The 22,937-nt window shown below is 27.9% G+C and carries 26 protein-coding genes; 16 read left to right on the top strand and 10 right to left on the bottom strand.

Going from position 1 to position 22,937, the window contains the following annotated elements; all coding sequences use genetic code 11:
* Positions 1-53: 53 nt before the first annotated feature.
* The 3 genes from purT to CLV39_RS05390 are packed head-to-tail and all read right to left on the bottom strand — an operon-like array spanning position 54 to position 3,282.
* A complete protein-coding gene (gene purT, locus CLV39_RS05400; protein WP_121923221.1) occupies positions 54-1,232 on the bottom strand; it encodes a formate-dependent phosphoribosylglycinamide formyltransferase in 1,179 nt (392 codons plus the stop codon).
* Positions 1,232-2,119, bottom strand: a complete 888-nt coding sequence (locus CLV39_RS05395) for an ROK family protein (protein WP_121923220.1) — start codon at positions 2,117-2,119, stop codon at positions 1,232-1,234. Before CLV39_RS05395 ends, purT begins: the two co-directional genes overlap by 1 nt.
* A complete protein-coding gene (locus CLV39_RS05390; protein ID WP_121923219.1) occupies positions 2,116-3,282 on the bottom strand; it encodes a 3-deoxy-D-manno-octulosonic acid transferase in 1,167 nt (388 codons plus the stop codon). Before CLV39_RS05390 ends, CLV39_RS05395 begins: the two co-directional genes overlap by 4 nt.
* Before the next feature lie 151 nt (positions 3,283-3,433).
* Between CLV39_RS05390 and dnaJ the strand changes: the two genes are divergently transcribed.
* Genes dnaJ through deoC form a run of 4 tightly spaced genes read left to right on the top strand, consistent with a single transcriptional unit; the run spans position 3,434 to position 6,554 of the window.
* Positions 3,434-4,594 carry a molecular chaperone DnaJ gene (dnaJ, locus tag CLV39_RS05385; protein WP_121923218.1) on the top strand — a complete coding sequence of 387 codons (1,161 nt, stop codon included), beginning with the start codon at positions 3,434-3,436 and terminating at the stop codon, positions 4,592-4,594.
* Between the two features lie 13 nt (positions 4,595-4,607).
* A complete protein-coding gene (locus CLV39_RS05380) occupies positions 4,608-5,039 on the top strand; it encodes a heat shock protein transcriptional repressor HspR (protein WP_121923217.1) in 432 nt (143 codons plus the stop codon).
* Between the two features lie 8 nt (positions 5,040-5,047).
* A complete protein-coding gene (locus CLV39_RS05375; protein WP_121923216.1) occupies positions 5,048-5,887 on the top strand; it encodes a 50S ribosomal protein L11 methyltransferase in 840 nt (279 codons plus the stop codon).
* Positions 5,862-6,554 (top strand): deoxyribose-phosphate aldolase, encoded by a 693-nt coding sequence (gene deoC, locus CLV39_RS05370; protein ID WP_121923215.1) that lies wholly within the window; start codon positions 5,862-5,864, stop codon positions 6,552-6,554. Before CLV39_RS05375 ends, deoC begins: the two co-directional genes overlap by 26 nt.
* On the opposite strand, the gene aroA is transcribed toward deoC, so the two are convergent.
* From aroA to hemA, 5 genes are read right to left on the bottom strand one after another with little or no spacing between them, the layout of a single operon-like run.
* On the bottom strand, positions 6,502-7,803 hold the full coding sequence (gene aroA, locus CLV39_RS05365; protein WP_121923214.1) for a 3-phosphoshikimate 1-carboxyvinyltransferase: 1,302 nt from the start codon (positions 7,801-7,803) through the stop codon (positions 6,502-6,504). The two genes, deoC and aroA, sit on opposite strands and share 53 nt — an antisense overlap.
* Before the next feature lie 8 nt (positions 7,804-7,811).
* On the bottom strand, positions 7,812-8,735 hold the full coding sequence (locus CLV39_RS05360; RefSeq protein WP_245960321.1) for an ExeA family protein: 924 nt from the start codon (positions 8,733-8,735) through the stop codon (positions 7,812-7,814).
* Positions 8,732-9,187: a lipopolysaccharide transport periplasmic protein LptA gene (lptA, locus tag CLV39_RS05355; RefSeq protein WP_121923213.1), complete on the bottom strand. Its 456-nt coding sequence runs from the start codon at positions 9,185-9,187 to the stop codon at positions 8,732-8,734. Before lptA ends, CLV39_RS05360 begins: the two co-directional genes overlap by 4 nt.
* A complete protein-coding gene (gene lptC, locus CLV39_RS05350; protein WP_121923212.1) occupies positions 9,180-9,695 on the bottom strand; it encodes an LPS export ABC transporter periplasmic protein LptC in 516 nt (171 codons plus the stop codon). The genes lptA and lptC overlap by 8 nt, the downstream gene beginning before the upstream one ends.
* On the bottom strand, positions 9,692-10,993 hold the full coding sequence (hemA, locus tag CLV39_RS05345) for a glutamyl-tRNA reductase (RefSeq protein WP_121923211.1): 1,302 nt from the start codon (positions 10,991-10,993) through the stop codon (positions 9,692-9,694). The genes lptC and hemA overlap by 4 nt, the downstream gene beginning before the upstream one ends.
* Before the next feature lie 75 nt (positions 10,994-11,068).
* On the opposite strand from hemA, the gene CLV39_RS05340 reads away from it, so the two are divergent.
* The 8 genes from CLV39_RS05340 (at position 11,069) to CLV39_RS05305 (ending at position 16,604) form a co-directional block, all read left to right on the top strand.
* A complete protein-coding gene (locus tag CLV39_RS05340; protein WP_121923210.1) occupies positions 11,069-12,598 on the top strand; it encodes a sodium-dependent transporter in 1,530 nt (509 codons plus the stop codon).
* A 128-nt stretch (positions 12,599-12,726) separates the two neighbouring features.
* Positions 12,727-13,149, top strand: coding sequence for a nucleoside-diphosphate kinase (gene ndk, locus CLV39_RS05335; RefSeq protein WP_121923209.1), 423 nt, complete (start codon positions 12,727-12,729; stop codon positions 13,147-13,149).
* Complete coding sequence (locus tag CLV39_RS05330) at positions 13,142-13,639, top strand: DUF4149 domain-containing protein (protein ID WP_245960320.1); 498 nt, start codon at positions 13,142-13,144, stop codon at positions 13,637-13,639. The genes ndk and CLV39_RS05330 overlap by 8 nt, the downstream gene beginning before the upstream one ends.
* Positions 13,640-13,681: 42 nt before the next feature.
* A complete protein-coding gene (locus CLV39_RS05325) occupies positions 13,682-14,071 on the top strand; it encodes a HAMP domain-containing protein (protein WP_121923207.1) in 390 nt (129 codons plus the stop codon).
* Between the two features lie 22 nt (positions 14,072-14,093).
* The gene (locus CLV39_RS05320) at positions 14,094-15,017 is read left to right on the top strand and encodes a hypothetical protein (RefSeq protein ID WP_121923206.1); all 924 of its coding nucleotides are present in this window, start codon (positions 14,094-14,096) and stop codon (positions 15,015-15,017) included.
* Complete coding sequence (locus CLV39_RS05315) at positions 15,014-15,373, top strand: roadblock/LC7 domain-containing protein (RefSeq protein ID WP_121923205.1); 360 nt, start codon at positions 15,014-15,016, stop codon at positions 15,371-15,373. The genes CLV39_RS05320 and CLV39_RS05315 overlap by 4 nt, the downstream gene beginning before the upstream one ends.
* Positions 15,374-15,376: 3 nt before the next feature.
* On the top strand, positions 15,377-16,069 hold the full coding sequence (locus tag CLV39_RS05310; RefSeq protein ID WP_121923204.1) for a DUF4388 domain-containing protein: 693 nt from the start codon (positions 15,377-15,379) through the stop codon (positions 16,067-16,069).
* A 1-nt stretch (position 16,070) separates the two neighbouring features.
* On the top strand, positions 16,071-16,604 hold the full coding sequence (locus CLV39_RS05305; protein WP_121923203.1) for a GTP-binding protein: 534 nt from the start codon (positions 16,071-16,073) through the stop codon (positions 16,602-16,604).
* On the opposite strand, the gene CLV39_RS05300 is transcribed toward CLV39_RS05305, so the two are convergent.
* Both CLV39_RS05300 and trpC read right to left on the bottom strand, forming a co-directional pair.
* A complete protein-coding gene (locus tag CLV39_RS05300; protein ID WP_121923202.1) occupies positions 16,601-17,911 on the bottom strand; it encodes an amidohydrolase in 1,311 nt (436 codons plus the stop codon). The two genes, CLV39_RS05305 and CLV39_RS05300, sit on opposite strands and share 4 nt — an antisense overlap.
* Positions 17,912-17,949: 38 nt before the next feature.
* Positions 17,950-18,729: an indole-3-glycerol phosphate synthase TrpC gene (gene trpC / locus CLV39_RS05295; protein WP_121923201.1), complete on the bottom strand. Its 780-nt coding sequence runs from the start codon at positions 18,727-18,729 to the stop codon at positions 17,950-17,952.
* A 95-nt stretch (positions 18,730-18,824) separates the two neighbouring features.
* On the opposite strand from trpC, the gene CLV39_RS05290 reads away from it, so the two are divergent.
* The 4 genes from CLV39_RS05290 to CLV39_RS08735 are packed head-to-tail and all read left to right on the top strand — an operon-like array spanning position 18,825 to position 22,936.
* The gene (locus CLV39_RS05290) at positions 18,825-20,069 is read left to right on the top strand and encodes a peptidase U32 family protein (RefSeq protein WP_121923200.1); all 1,245 of its coding nucleotides are present in this window, start codon (positions 18,825-18,827) and stop codon (positions 20,067-20,069) included.
* Between the two features lie 3 nt (positions 20,070-20,072).
* Complete coding sequence (locus CLV39_RS05285) at positions 20,073-21,149, top strand: GGDEF domain-containing protein (RefSeq protein WP_121923199.1); 1,077 nt, start codon at positions 20,073-20,075, stop codon at positions 21,147-21,149.
* Positions 21,150-21,159: 10 nt separating this feature from the next.
* Complete coding sequence (hemB, locus tag CLV39_RS05280) at positions 21,160-22,131, top strand: porphobilinogen synthase (protein ID WP_121923198.1); 972 nt, start codon at positions 21,160-21,162, stop codon at positions 22,129-22,131.
* Complete coding sequence (locus tag CLV39_RS08735; RefSeq protein WP_121923197.1) at positions 22,124-22,936, top strand: M23 family metallopeptidase; 813 nt, start codon at positions 22,124-22,126, stop codon at positions 22,934-22,936. Before hemB ends, CLV39_RS08735 begins: the two co-directional genes overlap by 8 nt.
* Position 22,937: the final 1 nt, after the last annotated feature.

Raw genomic sequence — 22,937 nt, 5'->3', positions numbered from 1 at the left:
AAAGTAAAACAAAAAGCCAAAAACATAAGTGTTTAACCTACATTTACAAAAAACTAATACACAGTAATGCTTTCACTTGCTTTTTTCGCTCTTTCTCTTGCTTCTTCAATAGTACTTCCTGTTGCTAAAGCTACTCCCATTCTTCTTTTTGGTCTTGTTGTAGGTTTACCAAATATCCTTATTTTAGTATCTGGAATACTTAAAGCCTTTTCAACTCCTTCATAAACAGGTGCAACTCCATAATCTTTAGCATGGAAACAGTAAGAAGCTCCTGCAGGAGCTATCATTTTTATATCTATTGGTAATCCTAAAATTGCTCTTAAATGAATCTCAAATTCAGACATATTCTGAGAAACCATTGTTGTCATTCCTGTATCATGAGGACGAGGAGAAATTTCATTAAACCAAACCATATCATCCTTTATAAAAAGCTCACATCCAAAAATTCCATATCCTCCAAGGGCATCTGTTATCTTTTTAGCTATATCTTTTGCTTTTTCTAAAGCTTTTTCTGACATTGGATGAGGTTGCCAGCTTTCCCAGTAATCTCCTTCTACCTGTATATGCCCAATTGGTGGACAGAATAATGTTCCTTGATTTTTAGTTCTTACTGTTAAAAGGGTTATTTCATAATCAAAATCTATAAATTCCTCAATTATAACTTCTCCACCTTTTCCTCTTGCATTCTCTTGTGCATAATACCAAGCTTTTTCAATATCTTCTTCTTTTTTTACTATACTTTGGCCTTTTCCTGAAGAACTCATTACAGGTTTTACAACAACAGGAAGACCTATCTCTTTTACTGCTTTTTTATAAGTCTCTATATCTGAAGCAAATCTATATTTTGATGTTGGAAGGCCTACTTCTTCTGCAGCAAGCCTTCTAATACTTATTCTATTCATTGTATGTTTTACTGCATTTGCACAAGGTACAACATTAAATCCTTCTTTCTCAAGTTGTACTAACATATCTGTATTTATAGCCTCTATTTCTGGCACTATAAAATCTGGTTTTTCTCTATAAACAATATTTTTTATCTGCTCTCCATTTTTCATATCTATTACATAACTTCTTTGGGCTACTTGCATCGCCGGAGCAAACTCATAATTATCTACTGCAATAACCTCTATTCCAAGTCTTAATGCTTCAATAGTAAACTCTTTTCCAAGTTCCCCACTTCCAAGAAGTAAAACTTTTGTTGCATTATGTGATAAAGGTGTTCCTATTTTCATTAACTTTCTCCTCCTTTTGTTAAAGCTAATGCTCCATATGCGCCACTATATTCTCCAAGTTTTGATATATCTATATCTAAATCTTCAATTGAAACTGGAAAAGCTTTTTCTTTAAGTTTTGAATAAGCCATTTTTACTAAAATTGGATAATGTTCAACAATTCCACCTGATAAAATAATTTTATCAGGATTAAATATATGAGTTATATTCATTAAACCTGTAGAAAGATAATCATTAAAAATCTCAAAAGCTTCTAATGCTTTAGTATTCCCTTCATTTGCAAGGGAAACTATTTCGGAAGAAATTATTTTTTTATCTGTAAGCATGTAGTATATTCTTTCAAGTCCATAAGATGATACATAACTTTCAAGACATCCATTCCTTCCACAATGGCATCTCCATCCATTTTTTTCTACTGTAGTATGCCCAAGCTCCATAGCAACTCCATTTACTCCAGATAATAATTTTCCATTTATAACTGCCCCACTTCCAAGACCAGTTCCAAGAGTTAAAGTAATAAGAATATTTGAGTTTTTGCCATTACCATATATGTATTCTCCTAATGCTGCTGCATTTGCATCATTTTCTATATAAATTTCTGCTTTTAAATTTTCTCTAAAAAAATCAACTATAGGATATTTTTCAATAGGTTTTATATTTGGAGAAATTTCTACATATCCTTTTGATTTATTTAAAAGTCCTGCTACTGCTATTCCTAATTTTTTTATGTTTTTATCTTTTAAGATAAATAATACTTCATTTAAAAAACCTTCAATATCTTTTTTTTCTATATAATCTTTTATCAAGATTTTTTCTGTTTTTATACTACCATTTTCTTCAAAGGCAAACTTAACAAAAGTTCCGCCAATATCTATTCCTACATTCATTTAATATATTTCTCCAGATTTTGTATATAACATTTAAAAATTTTATCAATTTTTTCTTGGATATTTATGTCTGTTTTTTTGGATAAATTTTCTTTTATTGCATTTAATAACTCTTCTTTTGAATTTACAATAGTTATATATTCCTTAAACTGCTCATAAATAGGTTTTATTTTTTGATAGTTTTTACCAATTATTACAGGTTTGTTTTTTAAAAGAGCTTCTAAAATATTATGCCCTCCAATATTTTCTATAGTTCCTCCAACAAAAGTAGCATCTGCATAATTATATAAAGAAGATAAATAACCCATTTTATCTACTATTAAAACTTTTTCTTTAATATCTTTTGATTTTGATAAAAATTGATAATTAAAACCTTTTTCTCTTACAAGATTTTCTAGTTCTTGAAGTCTTTCTAAATGTCTTGGAGCAAGCACCAAAATAATGTTATCAAGCTTTTTTAAAATATCTAAAAGCATTTCTTCTTCTATTTTGTAGGTACTACCTGCAACTATTATTTTTTTATCTGTAGGAAATGTAAGATTTATATCCTTTGAATTTAAAGAAGATACAAATTTTAAATCTCCACATACTTTAATTTTTTCTTCATTTACAAAATAAGAAATTATATCTTTATCTTCTTTTGTTCTTGCTAAAATCAAAGAAAAATAATTAAAAACTTTCCTAAAGAAAAAAGAAAATTTTTTGTAAAACTTAAAACTTGAAGGAGAAATTCTTGCATTTATAGATATTACAGGAATTTTTTTAGAACTTGTTTTTATAAGATTATACCAAAGTTCCTCTTCTACTATAATTAAAGCTTTTGGTTTATAAATATTTAGAAATCTTTTTACTAAAAATCCTAAATCAAAAGGAAGTTCTCTTATTTTTGCTTCTTTAAAATTTTCAATAGCATATTTTTTCCCTCTTGGAGAAAAAACAGTAATTAATATTTTGTATTTATCTTTATAATATTCATAAAGAGGCTTTAAAGTGTTTAGTTCTCCAACACTTGCACAATGAAACCATATATAGCTATCACCTTTATCTTTATATAAAACAAATCTTTCTTTTAAGGAAAAATCAAAACCTTTTATTTGAGATTTTATTTTTATGAAGGGTAATACAATTAGCATTACTAAACTATAAAGAAAAGAATATATCATTTTTCCTCCAAAATATATATAAAAAGTTTATTATAAATTCTTAAGTGAACTTTTTTCAAAATTAAAGGATTTTATCAAAAAATTTGACAATAACTTACTAAAGTTATATATTATTTTACACGAAAACAAATAAAATAAGGGGATAAAATAAATGGCTAAAAAAGATTATTATGAAATACTTGGAGTTAGTAGAAATGCTACCCAAGATGAGATAAAAAAAGCTTATAGAAGACTTGCAAGAAAATACCATCCTGATTTAAATCCTAATAATAAAGAAGCAGAAGAAAAATTTAAAGAAATAAGTGAGGCTTACCAGGTATTATCTGATCCTGAAAAAAGAAAGATGTATGATCAGTTTGGCCATGCTGCATTTAGTGGAGGTGGAGTAGGTACAGAAAATATTGATTTTGAAGATATATTTAGTAGTTTTGGAAGGGGATTTGGTGGAGGTAGAGGAGGATTTGGTATATTTGACGATATTGATGAAATTTTAAATGAGTTTTTAGGAAGAGGAAGAGGTAGATCAAGAAGCTATCAAGAAAGGGCAAAAAGACCTGAAAGAGGAGAAGATATATATCAAACAGTTTCTATATCCTTAGAAGATGCTTATCATGGTACAACTTTAACCTTAGAAGTTCCAAGATATGTTATTTGTGATGCTTGCGCAGGAACAGGAATTGAACCTAATAGTAAACCTCAAGTTTGTCCTCAATGTGGAGGAACAGGGCAGATTGTTAAGTCAGTAGGATTTATGCAGATAGCTCAAACTTGCCCTAAATGTCAAGGAACTGGATATATTCAAGAGCCTTGCAAAAAATGTAATGGTAGAGGATTAGTATTACAAACTGAGACTGTAAAAGTAAGAATACCACCGGGAGTTGATAATGGAAGTAAATTAAGAGTACCAGGTAAAGGACATAGTGGTAAATTTGGAGGACCAGCTGGAGATTTATGGATAATAGTTAATGTTAAACCCCATCCTTTATTTTCAAGAAAAGGAGATAACCTTTATTTAAAAGCCAATATAGACGTAGTAGAAGCAATAGAAGGAACAGAGCTTGAAGTACCTACCGTAGATGGAAAAAAAGAAAAAGTAAATATCCCTGCAGGAACTCAATCTGGAGATAAGATAAAGATTTCAGGTAAAGGAATGCCAAGATTAAAATCTTCAGGATATGGAGATTTAATAATAGTAGTTAATGTGAAAATTCCTTCTATAGATGAACTTTCAAGAAAAGGCAAAAAGTTAATTAAAGAATTAAAAGATGAAATTCCGAAAATAGGAAAAAGGTTTGAGAAATTAGAAAATTAAGAGGTGGTGCAAAATGAAAGATAAAAACAAAAAGAAAGAACCTTTATATATGATAGGTGCAGTTTCAAGAATGTTTAATATACATCCTCAAACCTTAAGACTTTATGAAAGGGAAGGGCTTTTAACACCATCAAGAACAGAAGGTAAAACAAGGCTTTACTCACAGGAAGATATAGAAAAGCTTGAGTTTATCCTATTTTTAACAAGAGAACTTGGAATAAATTTAGCAGGTGTAGATGCAATACTTAGAATGAGAGAACAGATGCAACAAATGCAACAGCAAATAGAATATCTTTTAAACTATATCCAAGAAGATATTAAAAGAAGATATGCTGAAGATTTACAGGAGCAAGAACAAGCTCTTGTTAGAATGCCAAAAATACAGATTATGAAAGTTGAAGATTATATGTATAAAATATATAAAAAAGATAAAGAAGAAGAGTAAATATAGTTATGAAAAAACTAATTTATTCAATACCAAATGAGCTTTTTGAGATTTTTTTAGTAGAACTAAATGGGTATGGTGTAGAAGTTTTAAATAGAGATGAAAATGAAGTAGTTTTTGCTTTATATTCTGAAGATGAAGAAGTTAATACATTAAAAATTAGTGTAAGAGAAATATTTGAAGATTTAGGAAATGGAAAATTAATATTAGAAGAAGATATTCAAGAAGAGAACTGGGAAGAAAAATGGAAAGAAGGATTTGAACCTATAAAAATACCACCTTTCATACTTATTCCAGAATGGGAAATATATAAAGGTAATGATTTTATTCCTATAAAACTTAAGATCGGAATGGCTTTTGGAACAGGAAAACATGCTACAACTCAGATAGCTTTATCTTTTTTACCAAAATATATAAAAAATAACTATTCAGTATTAGATGCAGGATGTGGTTCTGGAATTCTTGCAATTGCTTCAAAAAAACTTGGTGCTAAAGAAGTAGATGCTTTTGATATACACAAAGAAGCTATTGAAGAGTGTAAAATTAATGCCTGGGAAAATGAAGTAGATATAAATTGTCAAGAAAAAGATTTATCACAAATAAATAAAGATTATAATGTAATAATTGCAAATATTCAGATTGAGGTTTTTAGAAAAATATTTGACAAATTAGTAAAACATTTTAAAGATTATTTAATAATATCTGGCATATTTAAAGATAAAGAAAAAAATGAATTACTTGAAATGGCAGAAAAAAATAATTTAAAGCTTTTAGAAGAAAAATCAAAGCCAGAATCAGAAGATAAACCACAGGATTTATGGTATGGATTTGTCTTTAAACATAGCTAAATATATAGATCATACAAATTTAAAACCTTTTGCATCTAAGGATGATATTAAAAAGTTATGTAATGAAGCTATTAAATATAATTTTTATGGAGTATGTGTAAATCCTTATTATGTTCCTTTTGTTAAAGAGTATTTAAAAGAATCAGATATAAAAATCATTACTGTAATTGGATTCCCTCTTGGAGCAAATAAGCTAAAAACAAAACTTATTGAAGCAAAAAATGCTCAAAATGATGGAGCAGATGAACTTGATATAGTATGGAATTTATCTGCTTTTAAATCTAAAGAATATAATTATGTTTTAGATGAATTAAAAACAGTTATTGATTATACAAAAGAACTTATACATAAAGTTATTGTAGAAACTGCTTATTTAACAAAAGAAGAAAAAATAAAAGCAGTCGAAATAGTAATAGAATCTGGTGCAGATTTTATAAAAACATCTACAGGTTTTGCAAAAGAAGGAGCAAAAATAGAAGATATAAAACTTTTTAAAAAGTTAGCAAAAGATAAAATAAAAATAAAAGCATCAGGAGGTATTAGAACCTACCAAGATGCTATTGCTTTTATTAAAGCAGGTGCTGATAGAATTGGAACTTCTTCATCAGTTAATATTATTTCTCAATTAAACTCTCAAGATGCTGATAAAACTCAGGATAAGAGATAGATGCACAGTCAGCATTTTTTATTTCAATTCCTTCTTCAGAAATTAATGCAAGAATACTAAAAGCCATTGCTATCCTATGGTCGTGAAAACTATCAACTATACCACCTTTTATTTTCTGCTTTCCTTTTATTATCATTCCATCAGGTAGCTCTTCAACTTTAACACCAATCTGTTTTAAATTTTCAACTACTGCTTTAATTCTATCACTTTCTTTAACTCTTAACTCTTCTGCTCCCTTTATTACAGTTTCTCCTTCTGCTTGAGTAGCAACTAAAGCCAAAAGAGGAAGCTCATCAATCATTGAAGGTATCTCTCTTTTTTCTACAGATATTGCTTTTAAATCTGGAGAGTATTTAGCCAATATATCAGCTACTGGCTCACCATTTTGCTCTCTATGATTTGTATACTCTATATTTGCTCCCATCTCTTTTAATTTTCTAAAAAATCCATCTCTTGTTGGATTTATAAGAACATCTTTTAATAAAATTTCAGAATTAGGTACTAAAACTGCTGCTGCAACAAAAAATGCTGCAGAAGAAGGATCTGCTGGTACATCTATATCAATAGGATTTAATTTATCAGAAGGGAATAGATGTACTCTATAACCACCTTCATCAAACTCAGTTTTTATATTAGCCCCCATAGCTTTTAACATTCTTTCTGTATGATCCCTTGACATTACAGGTTCTATTATAGTTGTTTTTCTATTTGCATTTAGTCCTGCAAGTAAAAGAGCAGATTTAACTTGAGCACTTGCTTTCTCATTAAAAAACTCTATCCCTCTTAAAGAACCTCCTCTTATAGCTACAGGTAAAAACTCTCCTTTATTTCTACCATCTACATTAGCACCCATATTTTTTAAAGGAAGAAGAACTCTTTTCATAGGTCTTTTTCTTAAAGAGTTATCTCCAGTTAAGGTAGCAAAAATATTTTGACCTGCTAAAACTCCTAAGGTTAATCTTGTTGTTGTTCCTGAATTTCCCATATATAATACATCTTCAGGCTCTTTAAGTCCTTTTAATCCAACACCATGTACAAAAAAAAGTCCTTTTTCTTCATCTATTTTTACCCCAAGCTTTCTATAAACATCAACAGTAGTTAAAGTATCCCCTGCTTTTAGATAGTTTTTTATAATAGAAGTTCCATCTGAAATAGATGATAATATTACAGATCTATGGGATATTGATTTGTCAGAAGGTACTCTTAAAGTTCCTTTTATTGATTTTGCTTTTGTTATTTTTTTATCCATTATTATCCTTATCCATTTGTTGTTAGTTTGTATATTATAAATAAAATTAAAGCTATATTTAAGGTTGTTAGAAAAATTAATAATAGTTGAAGTAATGATTTTCTTTTGCCTTTTATATCTAAGATAGAAGGATCTATAGTTTCTACTGCTATTTCTACATTTTCTGGTTTTATTTTGTATGAATTTTCCATAAATGCTGACATTAAAGCTCTTGAAGAAAGTATATTAATTATTCTTGGAATACCTTTACTATATTTATAAATTTTCTTAAAAGCACCTTCTGTAAAATTAACTGATACTTGTCCTGCAAGCATTAATCTATGAATAATATATTTTTTTGTATCTTCAAAATCTAAAGGAACAATATATGCTTTATTTGTTATTCTTTGATTTAATTGCCTTAATTGAGGAAGTCTTAATTTATCATCTAATTCTGGTTGTCCTACTAATATAATCTGTACTAATTTTTCTTTATCTGTCTCAAGATTAGAAAGAAGTCTTAATTCTTCAATGGTTTCAACAGGAAGATTTTGAGCTTCATCTACTACAATAAGAATTTTTTTGCCTTTTTTAACTGTTGCTTCAAGAAATTTTTTAAAATCCTTTAAAAGCTGATCTTTTTCTTTATTTTCTGCATCTAACCCAAAATCATTTAAAACAGTTTTTAAAAATTCTTCTGGATTTAAAGTTGGGTTTAATATTAAAGCATAAATCACTTGAGATTCTACATCTCTTAGGAATCTTCTTAATACTGTTGTTTTTCCAACACCAGGTTCACCAATTATTACACAAAAACCCTCTCCATTATCTACTACAAATTTTAAAAGTTTTTCTGCTTGTCTATGGGATTTAGAAGGGAAAAAGAAGTTTGGATCCGGTGTTATCCTAAAAGGATCTTCTTTTAATCCAAAATATTCCAAATAATCTATCATTTCTTAGTTTCCTCAGGAATTATAATAGTTCTTACTTTTTTATTTTTACCTATTACTATAGCTTTTTCTTCTTTAAGATAATAATCTATTTCATCACCTTCTAAAACATTATTTCCTTTTTTCACTTTAGCATTTTCAATCAATTTAATAAGATCTTTATCTGCTTCATAAGTAGCTTTGTCAGAAGAACCTGAATATTCTCCTTTTTTAAATCTTACATTTCCTTCTGCTATAATCTTTTTTATATTTCCAGCTTGATCAAAAAATACTTTCATAAGATCTGCATAAAGAATAAATAATCCTTTTCTAACAACTACATCTTTTTTATAAATAGCTAATTTCTGATTATTAAAGTACTCAAAATGGTTTGATTCAATAATAATAGGTACTGTTTTTTTCTCTGCAAAAGCAAATGAAAGTATTAAAATAATACTTAAAAAAATTCTAATCAATTTTTTCCTCTTTAATTATAGTTTTTACCTTTTCTAATTTTAACAAATCCTTTTTTATATCAAAAAATAGATTTTTACCTGATATTGTCATATTTTTAGAGAAAATCTTGTTGTCGGTAAAATTGTAAGCTATATCCTTATTAAAATTAACTGTTAAATAATCTGTATTTAATACCATATCATTAGTAGTTATATTTACATTGTTTTCAAGGTTTAACAAATCTTTTTTATCATAAATTGCTTTTTCTGAGCTTATTTTTATATTTTTATTTTTATCATTAATGTATGCTTTCATATTTTGTATCAAAACATTTTTCTGATTATCTATAAGCTTTTCCCCTTTTACAATAATTTTTTGAGAATTTTTCTTTACATAAGTAAAATTGTAGATTGTAGAGTTTTTATAAGTTATATTTTTTAGTTTACTTTCTTCTAATTTTGTAGATACAAAATAAAAAATAACTGAACTACTTAGAAAAAAGATCATATAAATAAATATTTTTTTCACTTTTCCACTTTATTTTTATTTTTTTTCCTTAAATCCCATCTTGAACTAAACATATCTTCAAATATTTCTACATAATCTTGCACATCTTTACTGCTTGCTTTATCTTTTAAATACATTGTAGGCCTATGCAAAATTTTATTTATTATTGCATTAATAGCAAGTTCTATATTTTCTCTTTCTTTTTCGTTAAGATATGGCATCTGAGAAAAAAGTTTTTCAAGCTGTTTTTCTTTTATCTCTTCTGCAAAAAATCTTATATTTGCTATTATTGGAGATAGTTTTTGTTGGGCTAACCATTTATTAAATTTTTCAACTTCTTCATCTATTATAATCTCTGCTTTCATTGCTTCTAATTTTCTATCTTCTAAATTTTGATTTACAACATCTTTTAAATCATCTATATCATAAACATAAACATTTTCAAGTTCATTTACTTTTTCTTCTACATTTCTTGGTACAGATATATCAAATATAAAAACTGGTTTCCCTTTTCTTTTTTTTAGAACTTCTTTAAAGGTATCCTTGATAATTATAGGCTTTTTTGCTCCTGTTGAAGTAATTACAATATCACTTTCAGGTAAAAAATCCTTAAAATTTTCAAATTTTATTGGGGTACCAGAAAATTTATCTGCAAGCTCTACAGCTTTTTCAAAAGTTCTATTTGCAACAAATATATGTTTCACACCTGTTGATTTAAGATGTCTTGCAGCAAGCTCTGCCATCTCACCAGCACCAATTAAAAGTACATTTTTATCAGATAAATCTCCAAATATTTTTTTTGCAAGCTGAACAGCAGCGTAACTTATGGAAACTGCTTTTTTACTTATTCCTGTTGATGTTCTTATTTTTTTTGATACTTGAAGGGCTTTATCAAAAAGCCTTCCCATTATATGCCTTACTGCTTTTAGCTCTTTTGCTTTTGAAAAAGAGTCTTTAAACTGACATACAATCTGAGGTTCCCCAATTACCATAGAGTCAAGGCTTGATGCTACTTTAAATATATGTCTAATAGCTTTTTCCTCATAATAGAAAAATATATATTTTCTTATTTCATCTTCAGAAATATTAGCTTTTTCTGAGATTGCCTGTATTAATTTATCTTCAAATTCTTCTTTATTATCTATAACTCCATATAATTCAACTCTATTACAGGTAGAAAGAATACATATTTCATAAACTGGATTAAGTTTTAGAAGTTTACCTACTACTTCATTGTATTCTGACTGGGAAATGGCAAGTTTTTCTCTTATTTCTACAGGTGCAGTTTTATAATTTAATCCAGCTGCAAATATATACATTTATTTCTCCAAATTTGGAATATAAAATATTATAATAGATAAAATTATTTATTTTTCAAAAGGTGAAAAAATAAGATGATAAAAAGAGAACATTGGGGAAGTCGTATAGGGCTTATTTTAGCTGTTGCTGGAAATGCTATTGGTCTTGGTAATTTCTTAAGATTTCCTGTTCAAGCTGCAGATAATGGTGGTGGTGCTTTTATGATCCCTTATATGATTTCTCTTCTTGTTTTAGGAATTCCCCTTTTACTTGTTGAATGGTCTCTTGGAAGATATGGAAGTGTAATTAATCATTCTACTGCTCCAGCAATATTTAATAACCTTTGGAAAAATCCTATTTCAAAATATATAGGTATACTTGGTATTATAATTCCGCTTATTGTAGTTGTTTATTATACATATATTGAAAGCTGGACATTGCTTTATAGTATTTTTAGCCTTTTTGGATTAACCCCTTCAGTATCCGTAGATACTGCAAATGGTGAATATTTAAAACCTTTCAAAGATTTTCTAATTTCTATTATTGGGGCAAACAGTGAAGGTTTACTTTTATCACCTTCAATTTATGCATATATATTTTTCCTAATAACTTTATTAATAAATTTATATATCCTCTATAGAGGAATAACTGCTGGAATTGAAAAAGTTGCAAAATTTGCTCTACCTGCCATTTTTATAATGGCAATTATATTAATGGTCAGAGTATTTACTTTAACATCTCCTGATGGTAGAAATTTCTTAGATGGTTTAGGTTTTTTATGGAATCCAGATTTTTCAGCTTTAACTGATCCTAAAGTATGGCTTGCCGCAGCTGGACAAGTTTTCTTTACTTTAAGTGTTGGATTTGGAGCAATAATGGTCTATGCATCATATATTAAACCAAAAGATGACATAGCCTTAAATGCTATTTCTGGTGCATCTGTAAATGAGTTTGCTGAAATTATATTAGGTGGATCTATTGCTATTACTGCATCTGTAATATTTTTTGGTATTTCTACTACTGCAGAAATTGCACATCAAGGAGCTTTTAATCTTGGTTTTATGGCACTTCCTGCTATATTTGCAAATATACCTTTTGGGCAGTTTTTTAGCTTTTTATGGTTTTTACTTTTATTCTTTGCAGGAGTAACTTCCTCAATTGCCCTTTCTCAACCTGCAATAGCTTTCTTAGAAGATGAGTTTGGATTTCCAAGAAAAAAATCTGTTTTAATCCTAGGTTTATTCTTATTTATTTCAGCACATATACCTATCTTCATAAAAGGAGCATTAGATGAACTAGATTTTTGGGTGGGAACTTTTGGACTTATTCTTTTTGCTCTTTTTGAAGTGCTTGTATTTTTCTGGTTTTTTGACTCTAAAAAAGCATGGCAAGAAATGACAAGGGACAATGATATAAAGATACCTTCTTTCTTTTATTACTTGATAAAGTATATAGTACCTCTTATTTTAATTGTTATCCTAATATCATGGGGAATTGATTATCTTCCTAAGAAAATTAGTGAAAATACATTAAATATTTGGATAGCAAGAGGATTTATAGTATTTACTATTATTATTTCTATTCTTTTAGTAAAATATTTATGGAATAAAAGAGGTAAACAATAATGGAAGGACATTTACTTAATATATATGGAGCTTTATTTTTAGCTGTATCTTGGGGAATAGTAATATGGTTAAATATATTCTCTTTTTCAAAAATTTTATCTAAAAATAATAAATCTTAGGAGGAACAAATGTCAGTAGAAAGAACCTTAATGCTTGTAAAACCAGATGCAGTAAAAAGAAATTTAGAAGGAAAAATTATTGCTCATGTACAAGAAAAAGGATTTAAGCTTGTAGCATTAAAAAAATTAAGATTAACAAAACAACAAGCTGAAAAATTTTATTATGTACATAAAGAAAGACCTTTTTTTGATGAATTAACTGATTTTATGTCATCAGGTCCTATTGTTGCTATGGTATGGGAAGGTGAAAATGCAATTTCTAAAATTAGAGAAATTATGGGAGCAACAAATCCTGAAGAAGCAGAAGAAGGAACTTTAAGAAAACTATATGGTACAAGTATAGGTGAAAATGCAGTTCATGGTTCAGATTCTAAAGAATCAGCAGCATATGAAATACTATTTTTCTTTAGTGAGTTAGAAATTGTTGAATAGATATATTCCTTTTTTAATTTTATTATTGCTTGGTATATTATTAGGATTTAGTATATCTTTAACATTTATTGTAGCACCTTTAATGTTTTCTCATTTTAGCCAGCGTTTTGCTGGCGAAATTATGCAAACTATTTTCCCTTATTATTTTGCTTCTGGATGGCTAATTGGGATTATTATTTATACTTTTATAGCTATTTTATCTTTGAAAGAAAAAGAGATTGTCAAAAAATTAAAATCTTTTATAATTGCTTTATCTATAATGATATTCTCTTATATGGCTTTACATAAAGCTATCTTACCAATTGCAGAAAGTTTAAATAATCAATATTACTCTTTATTAGATGCAGGGAAAAAAGAAGAAGCTGTTTTAATAAAAGAAAAATTTAAAAAAGTTCATGCTATATCTTCAAGTTTGAATTTAATGAATATTCTTATACTTGCATTTTTGTTTTATAACTTTTACTTTAAAATAAAGAATAAAGAGTTATAACCGAATAAATTATAAATTATATAACATCAGGAAGGTTTTATTATGGAAAAAAAAGGTTCTGTTTTAAATGAAATATCATTAATAGTTCTTGGTGGTTCAGTAGTTGGTGCAATTTTTGTTGGTATTTTAGTATATTTTCTTCTTGCTTCAGCAGGAGACCCTTCAGCATTAAATAAAGCAATAATTTCAACAATAATTATAGAAGTAGCATTTTTAATTCCTGTTTATATGATTAGAGTATTAATTGACAAATATATAATTCAGAAAATAAAAACAATTGAAAAAGCCCTTAATGAAGTTAGTATGGGTAATTTAGACCATAAAGTAGAAATCAAAGGTAATGATGAGTTGGCTCAATTAGGAGAAGCTTTTGAAAGAATAAGAATAAGCTTAAAAACAATAATGGAAAAATTAGAGAAAGAAGAATTATAAACCTAAAAAAATAGGTGCTATTATGGAAGATTTAAAATTTTATTCAGATGCTTTATTTGATTTAGCAAATAAAGTAAATGCGTATTTTACAGCTATATATATAGGAGAAGAACCTTTTTTATCATATTGTAGAGATAAAAATAAAGAAAATACATTAACAGAAATTCTATCTTTGCTTATAAGAAAAATGTATACATCAGAAGAATTAATAGAAGGTTTTGGAACAGAATATGCATTTGCAGAAGGTAAAGATTTTGCAATATTCTTATTAAGAATAAAAGATGATATTTTCGTAGCAACTATTATTGATGAGAATCCTAATTTTGCACTATTAAAATATGAAAATGAAAAACTTTCTAAAAAGTTAATAGATAAAATAGAAGATATTAAAAATTTAAAAGGTTCAAAAGAACAGCAAGAACATATGGAAAAAGAAGAAATACCTTCAGAGATAGAGCAGTTAGAAGAATCTTTAAAGGAAAAAGAGGAAGTTCCTAGTTCTAAAGAAATATCAGAAGAAGAAATTCCATATGATATTGAAAATTTAGAAGAAGTATTATCAAATAATGAAGAATCTTTAAAAGAACAGGAAAAAGTATCAGAAAAAGAAAATTCATCTAAGATTAAGAATTTAGAAGAAGAAATTTCAACAGAACAAAAAGAGATTGAAGAAAAGGTGCCTTCCCTTGAAGAAATATTAGAAGAAGGAGAAGATATTCCTGTAGAAGAAGACATATTAAATGAATTAAAGCAAGAGTTTATTAAAGAAATAGGCCCTGTTGGAAAGATTTTATTTAATACACATCTAAAAAATTTAGGCAAAATTACAAAGAAAAATTTAAAATTATTTACAGATAAGTTAGCAGATGAGATACCTGAAGAAGAAAGAAAGCTTAAGTTTTTGCAAGAAATTAAAAGCATTATTAAAGGAGGCAATAAAGAATGAGTATCAATTTTGAAGATATACTGAAAGATTTAGTGAGGGATACAGGGGCAGAAGGAGCTATCTTAGTTAGCCCTGATGGTCTTACAATTGCTTCTATACTTCCACCTGATGTTGAAGAAGATAGAGTAGCTGCTATGGGTGCTGCAATACTTTCCTTAGGAGAAAGAGTTGCTACTGAACTTAATAAAGGAGAACTTGAACAACTTTATGTAAAAGGTACAAAAGGATATGTAATATTTACTGGAGTCAAAGATTTTGCTGTTCTTGGGATACTTGCACCACCTACAGTTAAATTAGGACTATTATTGATAGAAATAAAAAGAGCAATAAAAAAACTAGAAGAGATTATAGGATAAAAAATGGCTATTTCTGGTGATTTAGAAATATTCAATTTTGTTGATATTTTTCAAATTTTAAGAAAAGACAAAAAAGATGGCATATTAGTTGTAGAAAGTGAAGATAAAAAATTAGCTGTTTATTTTAAAGAAGGGGATATAGTTTTTATAAGACCAGTAAAAAAAGTTTTTTATATTTATTTAGATATTGATTTTTTAGCTGTCTTAAAAAAAGAAAATTTAGATAAGGATGATTTGTATAAATATTTAGTAGCAAGGCTTCCTATATTACTTGCTATAAAAAAAGGTAAATTTTCTTTTACTTCTGGATTTATAAAATATCCAGAAAATATAAAGCCTCAAATTCCAATAGAAAAATTAATAATGTATTTAAGTAGGCAACTTTCTCAAAATGAAGTAGAAAGAAAAATATCTGATCCAAAATTAATATATACAAAAGCTGAAAACTTTGAAGAACTGGCAAAAAAAGCTTATTTAACAGATATAGAAAAAAGGATTTTATTTTTAATAGATGGTAAAAAAACAGTTGAAGATATAAAAAAAGAGCTTAATGTAAAGGATTTAACATTAAAAAGAGCTTTATATGGAATGCTCGCTGCTGGAATAATAAAAAGAGTTAAAAGGGAGAAAAAATTGGGATTTAATCTTACAAAAAATCTACTGAAAAAAATAGTAAATGTAATTAAGGGATTATAAGATGGCAGAAAAACAGATAAAAATTGTTGTATCAGGGCCATATGCTGCAGGGAAAACCCAGTTTATTAATACTGTAAGTGAAATTCAAACTGTACAAACTGAAGCAAAAACAACAAAAACTGGTGAAAAAGAGAAAAAGTCTCATACTACAGTTGCAATGGATTTTGGAAAAATAAAAATAGATGATGAGCATGTATTATATCTTTTTGGAACACCTGGTCAATCAAGATTTGATTTTATGTGGGATATATTAGGAAAAGGTATGGTAGGTCTTATTGTATTAGTTGATAGTACTGACCCAAATACTTTCCATGAAGCAAGGAAAATAATAAACTTCTTTGAATCAAGATATCCTTCTCCTTTTGTTGTAGGATGTAATAAACAAGATTTAAAAGGAGCTTGGGATCCAAAAGATATAAGAACAGCTTTAGATTTAGATGAAGATGTTAAAGTATTACCTGTAGTAGCTCTCAACAAAGAAAGTGTAAAAAATGTGCTTTTAGAGCTTTTAGAAGAAATAGCAGAGTATATTTAATCTTCTAAGACTTTTTTCTTCCATTTTTGGGCTTTTTCTAAAAGCTCTTTTTTATTTAAAACTAAAACTTTTTTATTTAGCACTTTTATATCTCCATTTATTATAACTGTATCCACATCTTTTCCATTTGATGAATAAACTATTTGGGTATAAGGATCAAAAACTGGCTGTAAATGAGGATCATTAATATCCATTAAAACAATATCTGCAAACTTTCCTATTTCTAAACTTCCAATTTTATCTTCTTTTCTTATAGCTTTAGCTCCATCTAAGGTTGCCATTTTTAGAGCTTCTTTTGCATTTAAAACAGTTGGATTTAATGTATATCCTTTATGAAGTTTAGCAGCAGTTGATATTTCCCCAATTATATCTAAATCATCATTTGATGCTGTTCCATCTGTTCCTATAGCAACAGTAACTCCTTTTTCAATCATTTTTGGAATAGGTGCAACACCTGATGCAAGCTTCAAATTACTTTCTGGACAGTGAGCTACTTTTACATTTTTTTCTGCAAGAATATCTATTTCTTCTTCTGTTGGATGAACCATATGAGCTGCTAAAACTCTTTCATTTAAAACTCCTACTTTTTCAAGATGTTTAACAGGTGTATTTCCATATCTTTCTTTAATATCATTTACTTCAAACTGGGTTTCTGAAACATGTATATGATATAAAACATCATATTTTTCAGCTAAATTAAATGCTTTTTTTAAAGTATCAGGTGAGCATGTATAAGGGGCATGGGGACCAACTGCTGGAAATATATTTTCATCTTTTTCAAAATGCTTTATAAAATCTTCTGTTTTTGCTATTCCTTCATCTGCATTTTTTGCTCCTGGTGTTGGAAAATCAAGTATTCCAGTACATAAAACTGCCCTCATTCCTACTTCTTTTACAGATTGAGCTACTGCATCTTCAAAAAAATACATATCTACAAAAGTTGTTACTCCATTTCTAAGCATCTCATAACAAGCAATATCTGTTCCATCTTTGACAAATTCATAACTTACAAGTTTTCCTTCTGCTGGCCATATATACTCTTCAAGCCAAACTTTTAAAGGATTATCACTACCATATCCTCTAAGCAAAGTCATTGCCGCATGGGTATGGGTATTTATAAGTCCAGGTATTGCTATTTTATTTTTACCTGAAATTGTTTTCCCAAAATACTCATCTTTTTTATTTTTTCCTATATCTATAATTTTTCCATCTTTTATTACAATATCTGAATCTTTATATTCAGTAAAATTCTCATCCATTGTTAATATATAAGAAATATCTGTAATTATAAGGTCTGCCTTTTTCATTTTTACTCCTGCTTTAAAATGTTTTATATATAGTATAACTAAACTTGAATAAACTCTCTTAATTTTTTACCAATATCTTTTTCTTTCATTAAAGACTCACCTATTAAAAATGCATCTACCCCTGCTTCTTTTAGCTCTAAAATTTCATTTTTAGAAGAAATTCCACTTTCTGCAACTACTACTTCCACACTATTTTCTTTTAACCAAGGACAAAGCTTTTTAGAAATATTTATATCAACTTGAAAAGTATCTAAATCTCTATTATTTACTCCAACTATTTTTGCATTAGATTTTATTGCTTTTTCTCCTTCTTCTTTTGAAAATATTTCAACAAGAGGTTCCATACCAAAACTTCTTCCATAATCTATAAGCTGTTTCAATCTATCTGAAGATAATATTCTTACAATTAATAAAAAGCTATCAGCCCCTTTTGCATAAGCTTCTAAAATCTGTCTTTCATCAATTATAAAATCTTTTCTCATTACAGGAATATTTACTACTTTACTTACCTGCTCAACATATTCAATACTTCCTTGAAAATATTTTTCATCTGCTAGAACAGATATAGCAGCTGCCCCATTTTCTTCATAAATCTTTGCTATTTTTACAGGATTAAAATCTTCTCTAATAATGCCTTTTGAAGGAGATGCTTTTTTTATTTCTGCAATAATATTTATTTTTTCCTTTTTTAAAGCAGATTTAAAATCTCTTATAGATTTCCTTTTTTCTGCCAAGTTTTCAAGAGTTTTTATATATTCAGGTGTATATTTTTTAAGTTCTTCGTATTTGGTTTTTACTATTTTATTTAGTATATTCAATATTTGCCTCTTTTATAATTTTTATCATATTATTATATCAATTTGAAACTGATATAATGGAAAAAAATAACTATTATTAATATGGAGGTAAAATTATGTCTGAAATAAAAAATAAACCTGAGATTTTAGCACCTGTAGGACATTATGAAGGATTAGCAGCTGTAATAAAAGCAGGTGCTGATGCAATATATATGGGTTGTGGAAGAATAAATCAAAGAGCAAGAAAAGCAAATTTTGATATTGAAGATGTAAAAGAAATAAGAAAAATTACTCAAGATAAAGGTATTAGGCAATATATAGTTTTAAACTCAATAGTATTTGAAGAGGATCTTCCAGAAATAAATGAAACTTTACATCAATTAAAGGAAATTGGAGTAGATGCAGTAATAGGATGGGATATGGCTGTTTTATCTAAATCTTTAGAACTTGGTATAGAAACCCATCTTTCTACTATGGCATCTGTTTCTAACTCTCAAGCAGCAAAATTTTATGAAAATATGGGAATAAAAAGAATAGTACCTGCTAGAGAAGTTAAATTAGAAGGACTTTTAGACCTAAAAAGAAAAACAAATCTTGAAATAGAGATATTCATACATGGTGCTATGTGTATGGCAGTTTCAGGAAGATGCTTTTTATCCCATGATGTTTTTGAAACTTCAGGAAATAGAGGAGAATGCAATCAGGTTTGTAGGCATGAGTTTGAGGTTAAAATAACATCCAAAAACACAGGAACAGATTTTGTTTTAGGTAGTGATTATGTTTTATCTGCAAGAGATTTAGTAACAATAAATTTTGTTGATAAATTAATGTGGGCAGATAGCTGGAAAATAGAAGGTAGAAATAAAAATCCAGATTATGCATATATGGTTACAAAAGCATATAGAGAAGCAAGAGATAGAATATTAAATGGAGAATGGGAAACTAAAGGATGGAAAGATTTATGGGATATGCTTGAAAGAGTTTACCATAGAGAATGGGATAGTGGATTTTATTTTGGAGAAGGCTTATTTGGAATTAATAAATCTATAGCAAAAGAGCAAAAACTTTATGTTGGAGAGGTAGTACATTACTATCCTAAAATCTCTGTAGCAGAAGTAAAAATAATAAACAACCCAATGAAAATAGGAGATACAATTCATATAATTGGTAAAAAAACAGGAGTAGTTAGACAAAAAGTAGAATCAATGCAGATAGATAGAAAAAATATAGAAGTAGCAGAAAGAGGAACAGTTGTAGGATTAAAAACAACTGAAAAAGTAAGAAAAGGAGATAAAGTTTATGTAATGAAAGAAGTTGAAAATTCCGATATTATAAATAATAAATTACAAAAGGTGGGATAAAAATTGGAAGATAAAGAAGAAATAAAATGTAAATATTTTAAGTATTACGATGATTCAAATATTTATAAGTATAAAAGAGATATACCACCAGAAGATTTTAAAAATATTACAAATATTTTAAAAAAGGAAATATCTTTTTTAGTAAAAAATTATATTCCCCCTTTACCAAAGCAATATGAATTATGGTTTCCTGTATTTTGTTATATTGTAGAAAATAAAAAGGAATTGTCAGATTTAGAAATTAAAGGATTATATAGAAAACTATATGAAGATGTAGAAGATTTTAGTAAAGGTGATATTCCTAGATTAGCTATAGATAAAATTTCTCATATTTCAGAGGAGATAGAACATACTCTTGAAGATATTATAAAAAATATTGAAATCCATCAAAAAAATTTAGATAAACATACAGAAAGGATAGAAAATAAAAAAGAAGAAATAAAGGAAGAATCTCTACTTTTTTATATTAAAAAAATTCTTGAAGAACTTCAGAATATCAAAGAAGAAAATCAAATTCAAAGTAAGAAACTTCAAGAATACCATGAAGAAATTAGAAAATTAAGAGAAGAACTAAAAATAACAAAAAAAGAGGCTGATCAAGACTTTTTAACTGATTTACCTAACAGAAGAAGATTTTTTAGAGCATTAGAAGATTTTCTTAAAGATTTTAAAGAGAAAGGATATATATTTTCATTAATACTATTAGATGTAGACAATTTTAAAAAGATTAACGATACTTATGGACATCCTGTAGGAGATTTGGTTTTAAAAGATATTTCTGCTGTTTTAAGATTTTATCTTAGGGCAAATACAGTATCAGGAAGAATTGGTGGAGAGGAATTTGGTATAATTCTTCCTGGTGTAGATATTGAAAATGCCAAAAAAGTTGCAGAAAGATTAAGACAGATTTTTGAAACAAGGAAGGTACATACGAATGGAGATATTATAAATTATACTGTAAGCTTAGGAGTTACTCAGGTAAAAGAAGGAGATACTGTAGACACTATTTACCAAAGGGCTGATGAAGCTTTATATGAAGCTAAAAAAACAGGTAAAAATAAGGTGGTAGTTAAGTTATAAGGAGGGTTAAATGGCATTTCCTATTCATAGACCAAGAAGACTTAGAAAAAATGAGAATATAAGAAGGCTTGTAAGAGAAACGAAACTTTCTATTGATGATTTAATTTATCCATTATTTATAGAAGATGGAAAAAATATAAAAACAGAAATACCATCTATGCCGGGAATTTATAGATATTCCTTAGATAAATTGGATGAAGAGCTTAAAGAAATAATAGATTTAAATATTCCTGCAGTTTTACTTTTTGGAATACCTTCCTACAAAGATGAGATTGGAAGTGATACATGGAATGAGGAAGGGATAATTCAAAAAGCTATTAAATATATAAAAGATAAATATCCAGAACTTTATGTAATAACTGATGTGTGTTTTTGTGAATATACTGAGCATGGACATTGTGGAGTATTATGTTGTAATGATGTTGATAATGATAAAACCTTAGAAAATACAAAAAAACAGGTAATATCTCATGCAAAAGCTGGAGCTGATATGGTAGCTCCGTCTGGAATGATGGATGGAGTAGTAAAAGTAATAAGAGAAGCTTTAGATAGTGAAGGTTTTGTAGATATTCCAATTATGTCTTATTCAGCAAAATACGCATCTTCTTATTATGGACCTTTCAGAGATGCTGCAGAATCTGCACCAGCCTTTGGAGATAGAAGGACTTATCAGATGGATCCTGCAAATAGAAGAGAAGCCTTAAAGGAAGTTGCTTTAGATCTTGAAGAAGGTGCAGATATTGTTATGGTAAAACCTGCTTTAGCATATTTAGATATTATTTCAGATGTAAAAAATAATTTTAATGTTCCTGTTGCTGCTTATAATGTAAGTGGAGAATATTCTATGATAAAAGCAGCAGGAAAATTAGGATGGATTGATGAAAAGAAAGTAATCTTTGAAACATTAACCTCAATCAAAAGGGCTGGAGCTGATATAATAATAACTTATCATGCAAAAGAGGTTGCAAAAGAAATTGGATAAAAAAATTAAATTTTTGTATATATATACAGTTGGGTTAACTATATTTTCTTTTATCATTTTTTATATATTAATTAATACAAAAAAAGACTATAAAGAATTTCAAAAAAATTATCAAACTGAAATTGTATCTTTACAGAAAGAAGTATTAGTTTTAAAAGAAATTTTAAAAGATAGAGAAAAAGAACTTGAAAAAACAAAAAAAGAAAAGGAAGAAATAGAAACAAAATTAAAAAATATTGAAGAAAAGATAAAAAAAGCCAATCATTATTTGGAAAGAAAAGGCATAAAAGTTGAGCTTCCAGAAGGTGGTATATATATTCCTGAAAATAGCAAAAAAATTCATCTATATGCAGGTAATTTAGAAAAAAGTATAACTAAACTTTTAAAAACTATTCAAGATATTCCTGTAGGTGTACCTTTATATGGCAAAATCACCTCAGGTTTTGGAGTAAGAAGAGATCCTTTTACAGGTAAAAAGGCTTTCCATACAGGTATTGATCTTAGAGCTACTTTTAAACAACCAGTATTTGCTACTGCAAATGGAAAGGTTGTTTATGCAGGCTGGGGCAGAGGATATGGAAAAATGGTAAAAATAAAGCATAAATACGGTTTTACAACTCTTTATGCTCATATGTACTATATAAAAGTAAAGACAGGCCAATATGTTAAAGCTGGGCAAATTATAGGTTATGCAGGAAGTACAGGTAGGTCAACAGGTGTTCATCTTCATTATGAAATAAGAAGATATGGAAAACTTATAGATCCAAAGAAAATGCTTTATTTAAATAGTAAAAACAGGATATAAC

This window comes from Hydrogenothermus marinus, assembly GCF_003688665.1.
GTDB lineage: Bacteria > Aquificota > Aquificia > Aquificales > Hydrogenothermaceae > Hydrogenothermus > Hydrogenothermus marinus.
This window is presented reverse-complemented; position numbering and strand designations above follow the sequence as displayed.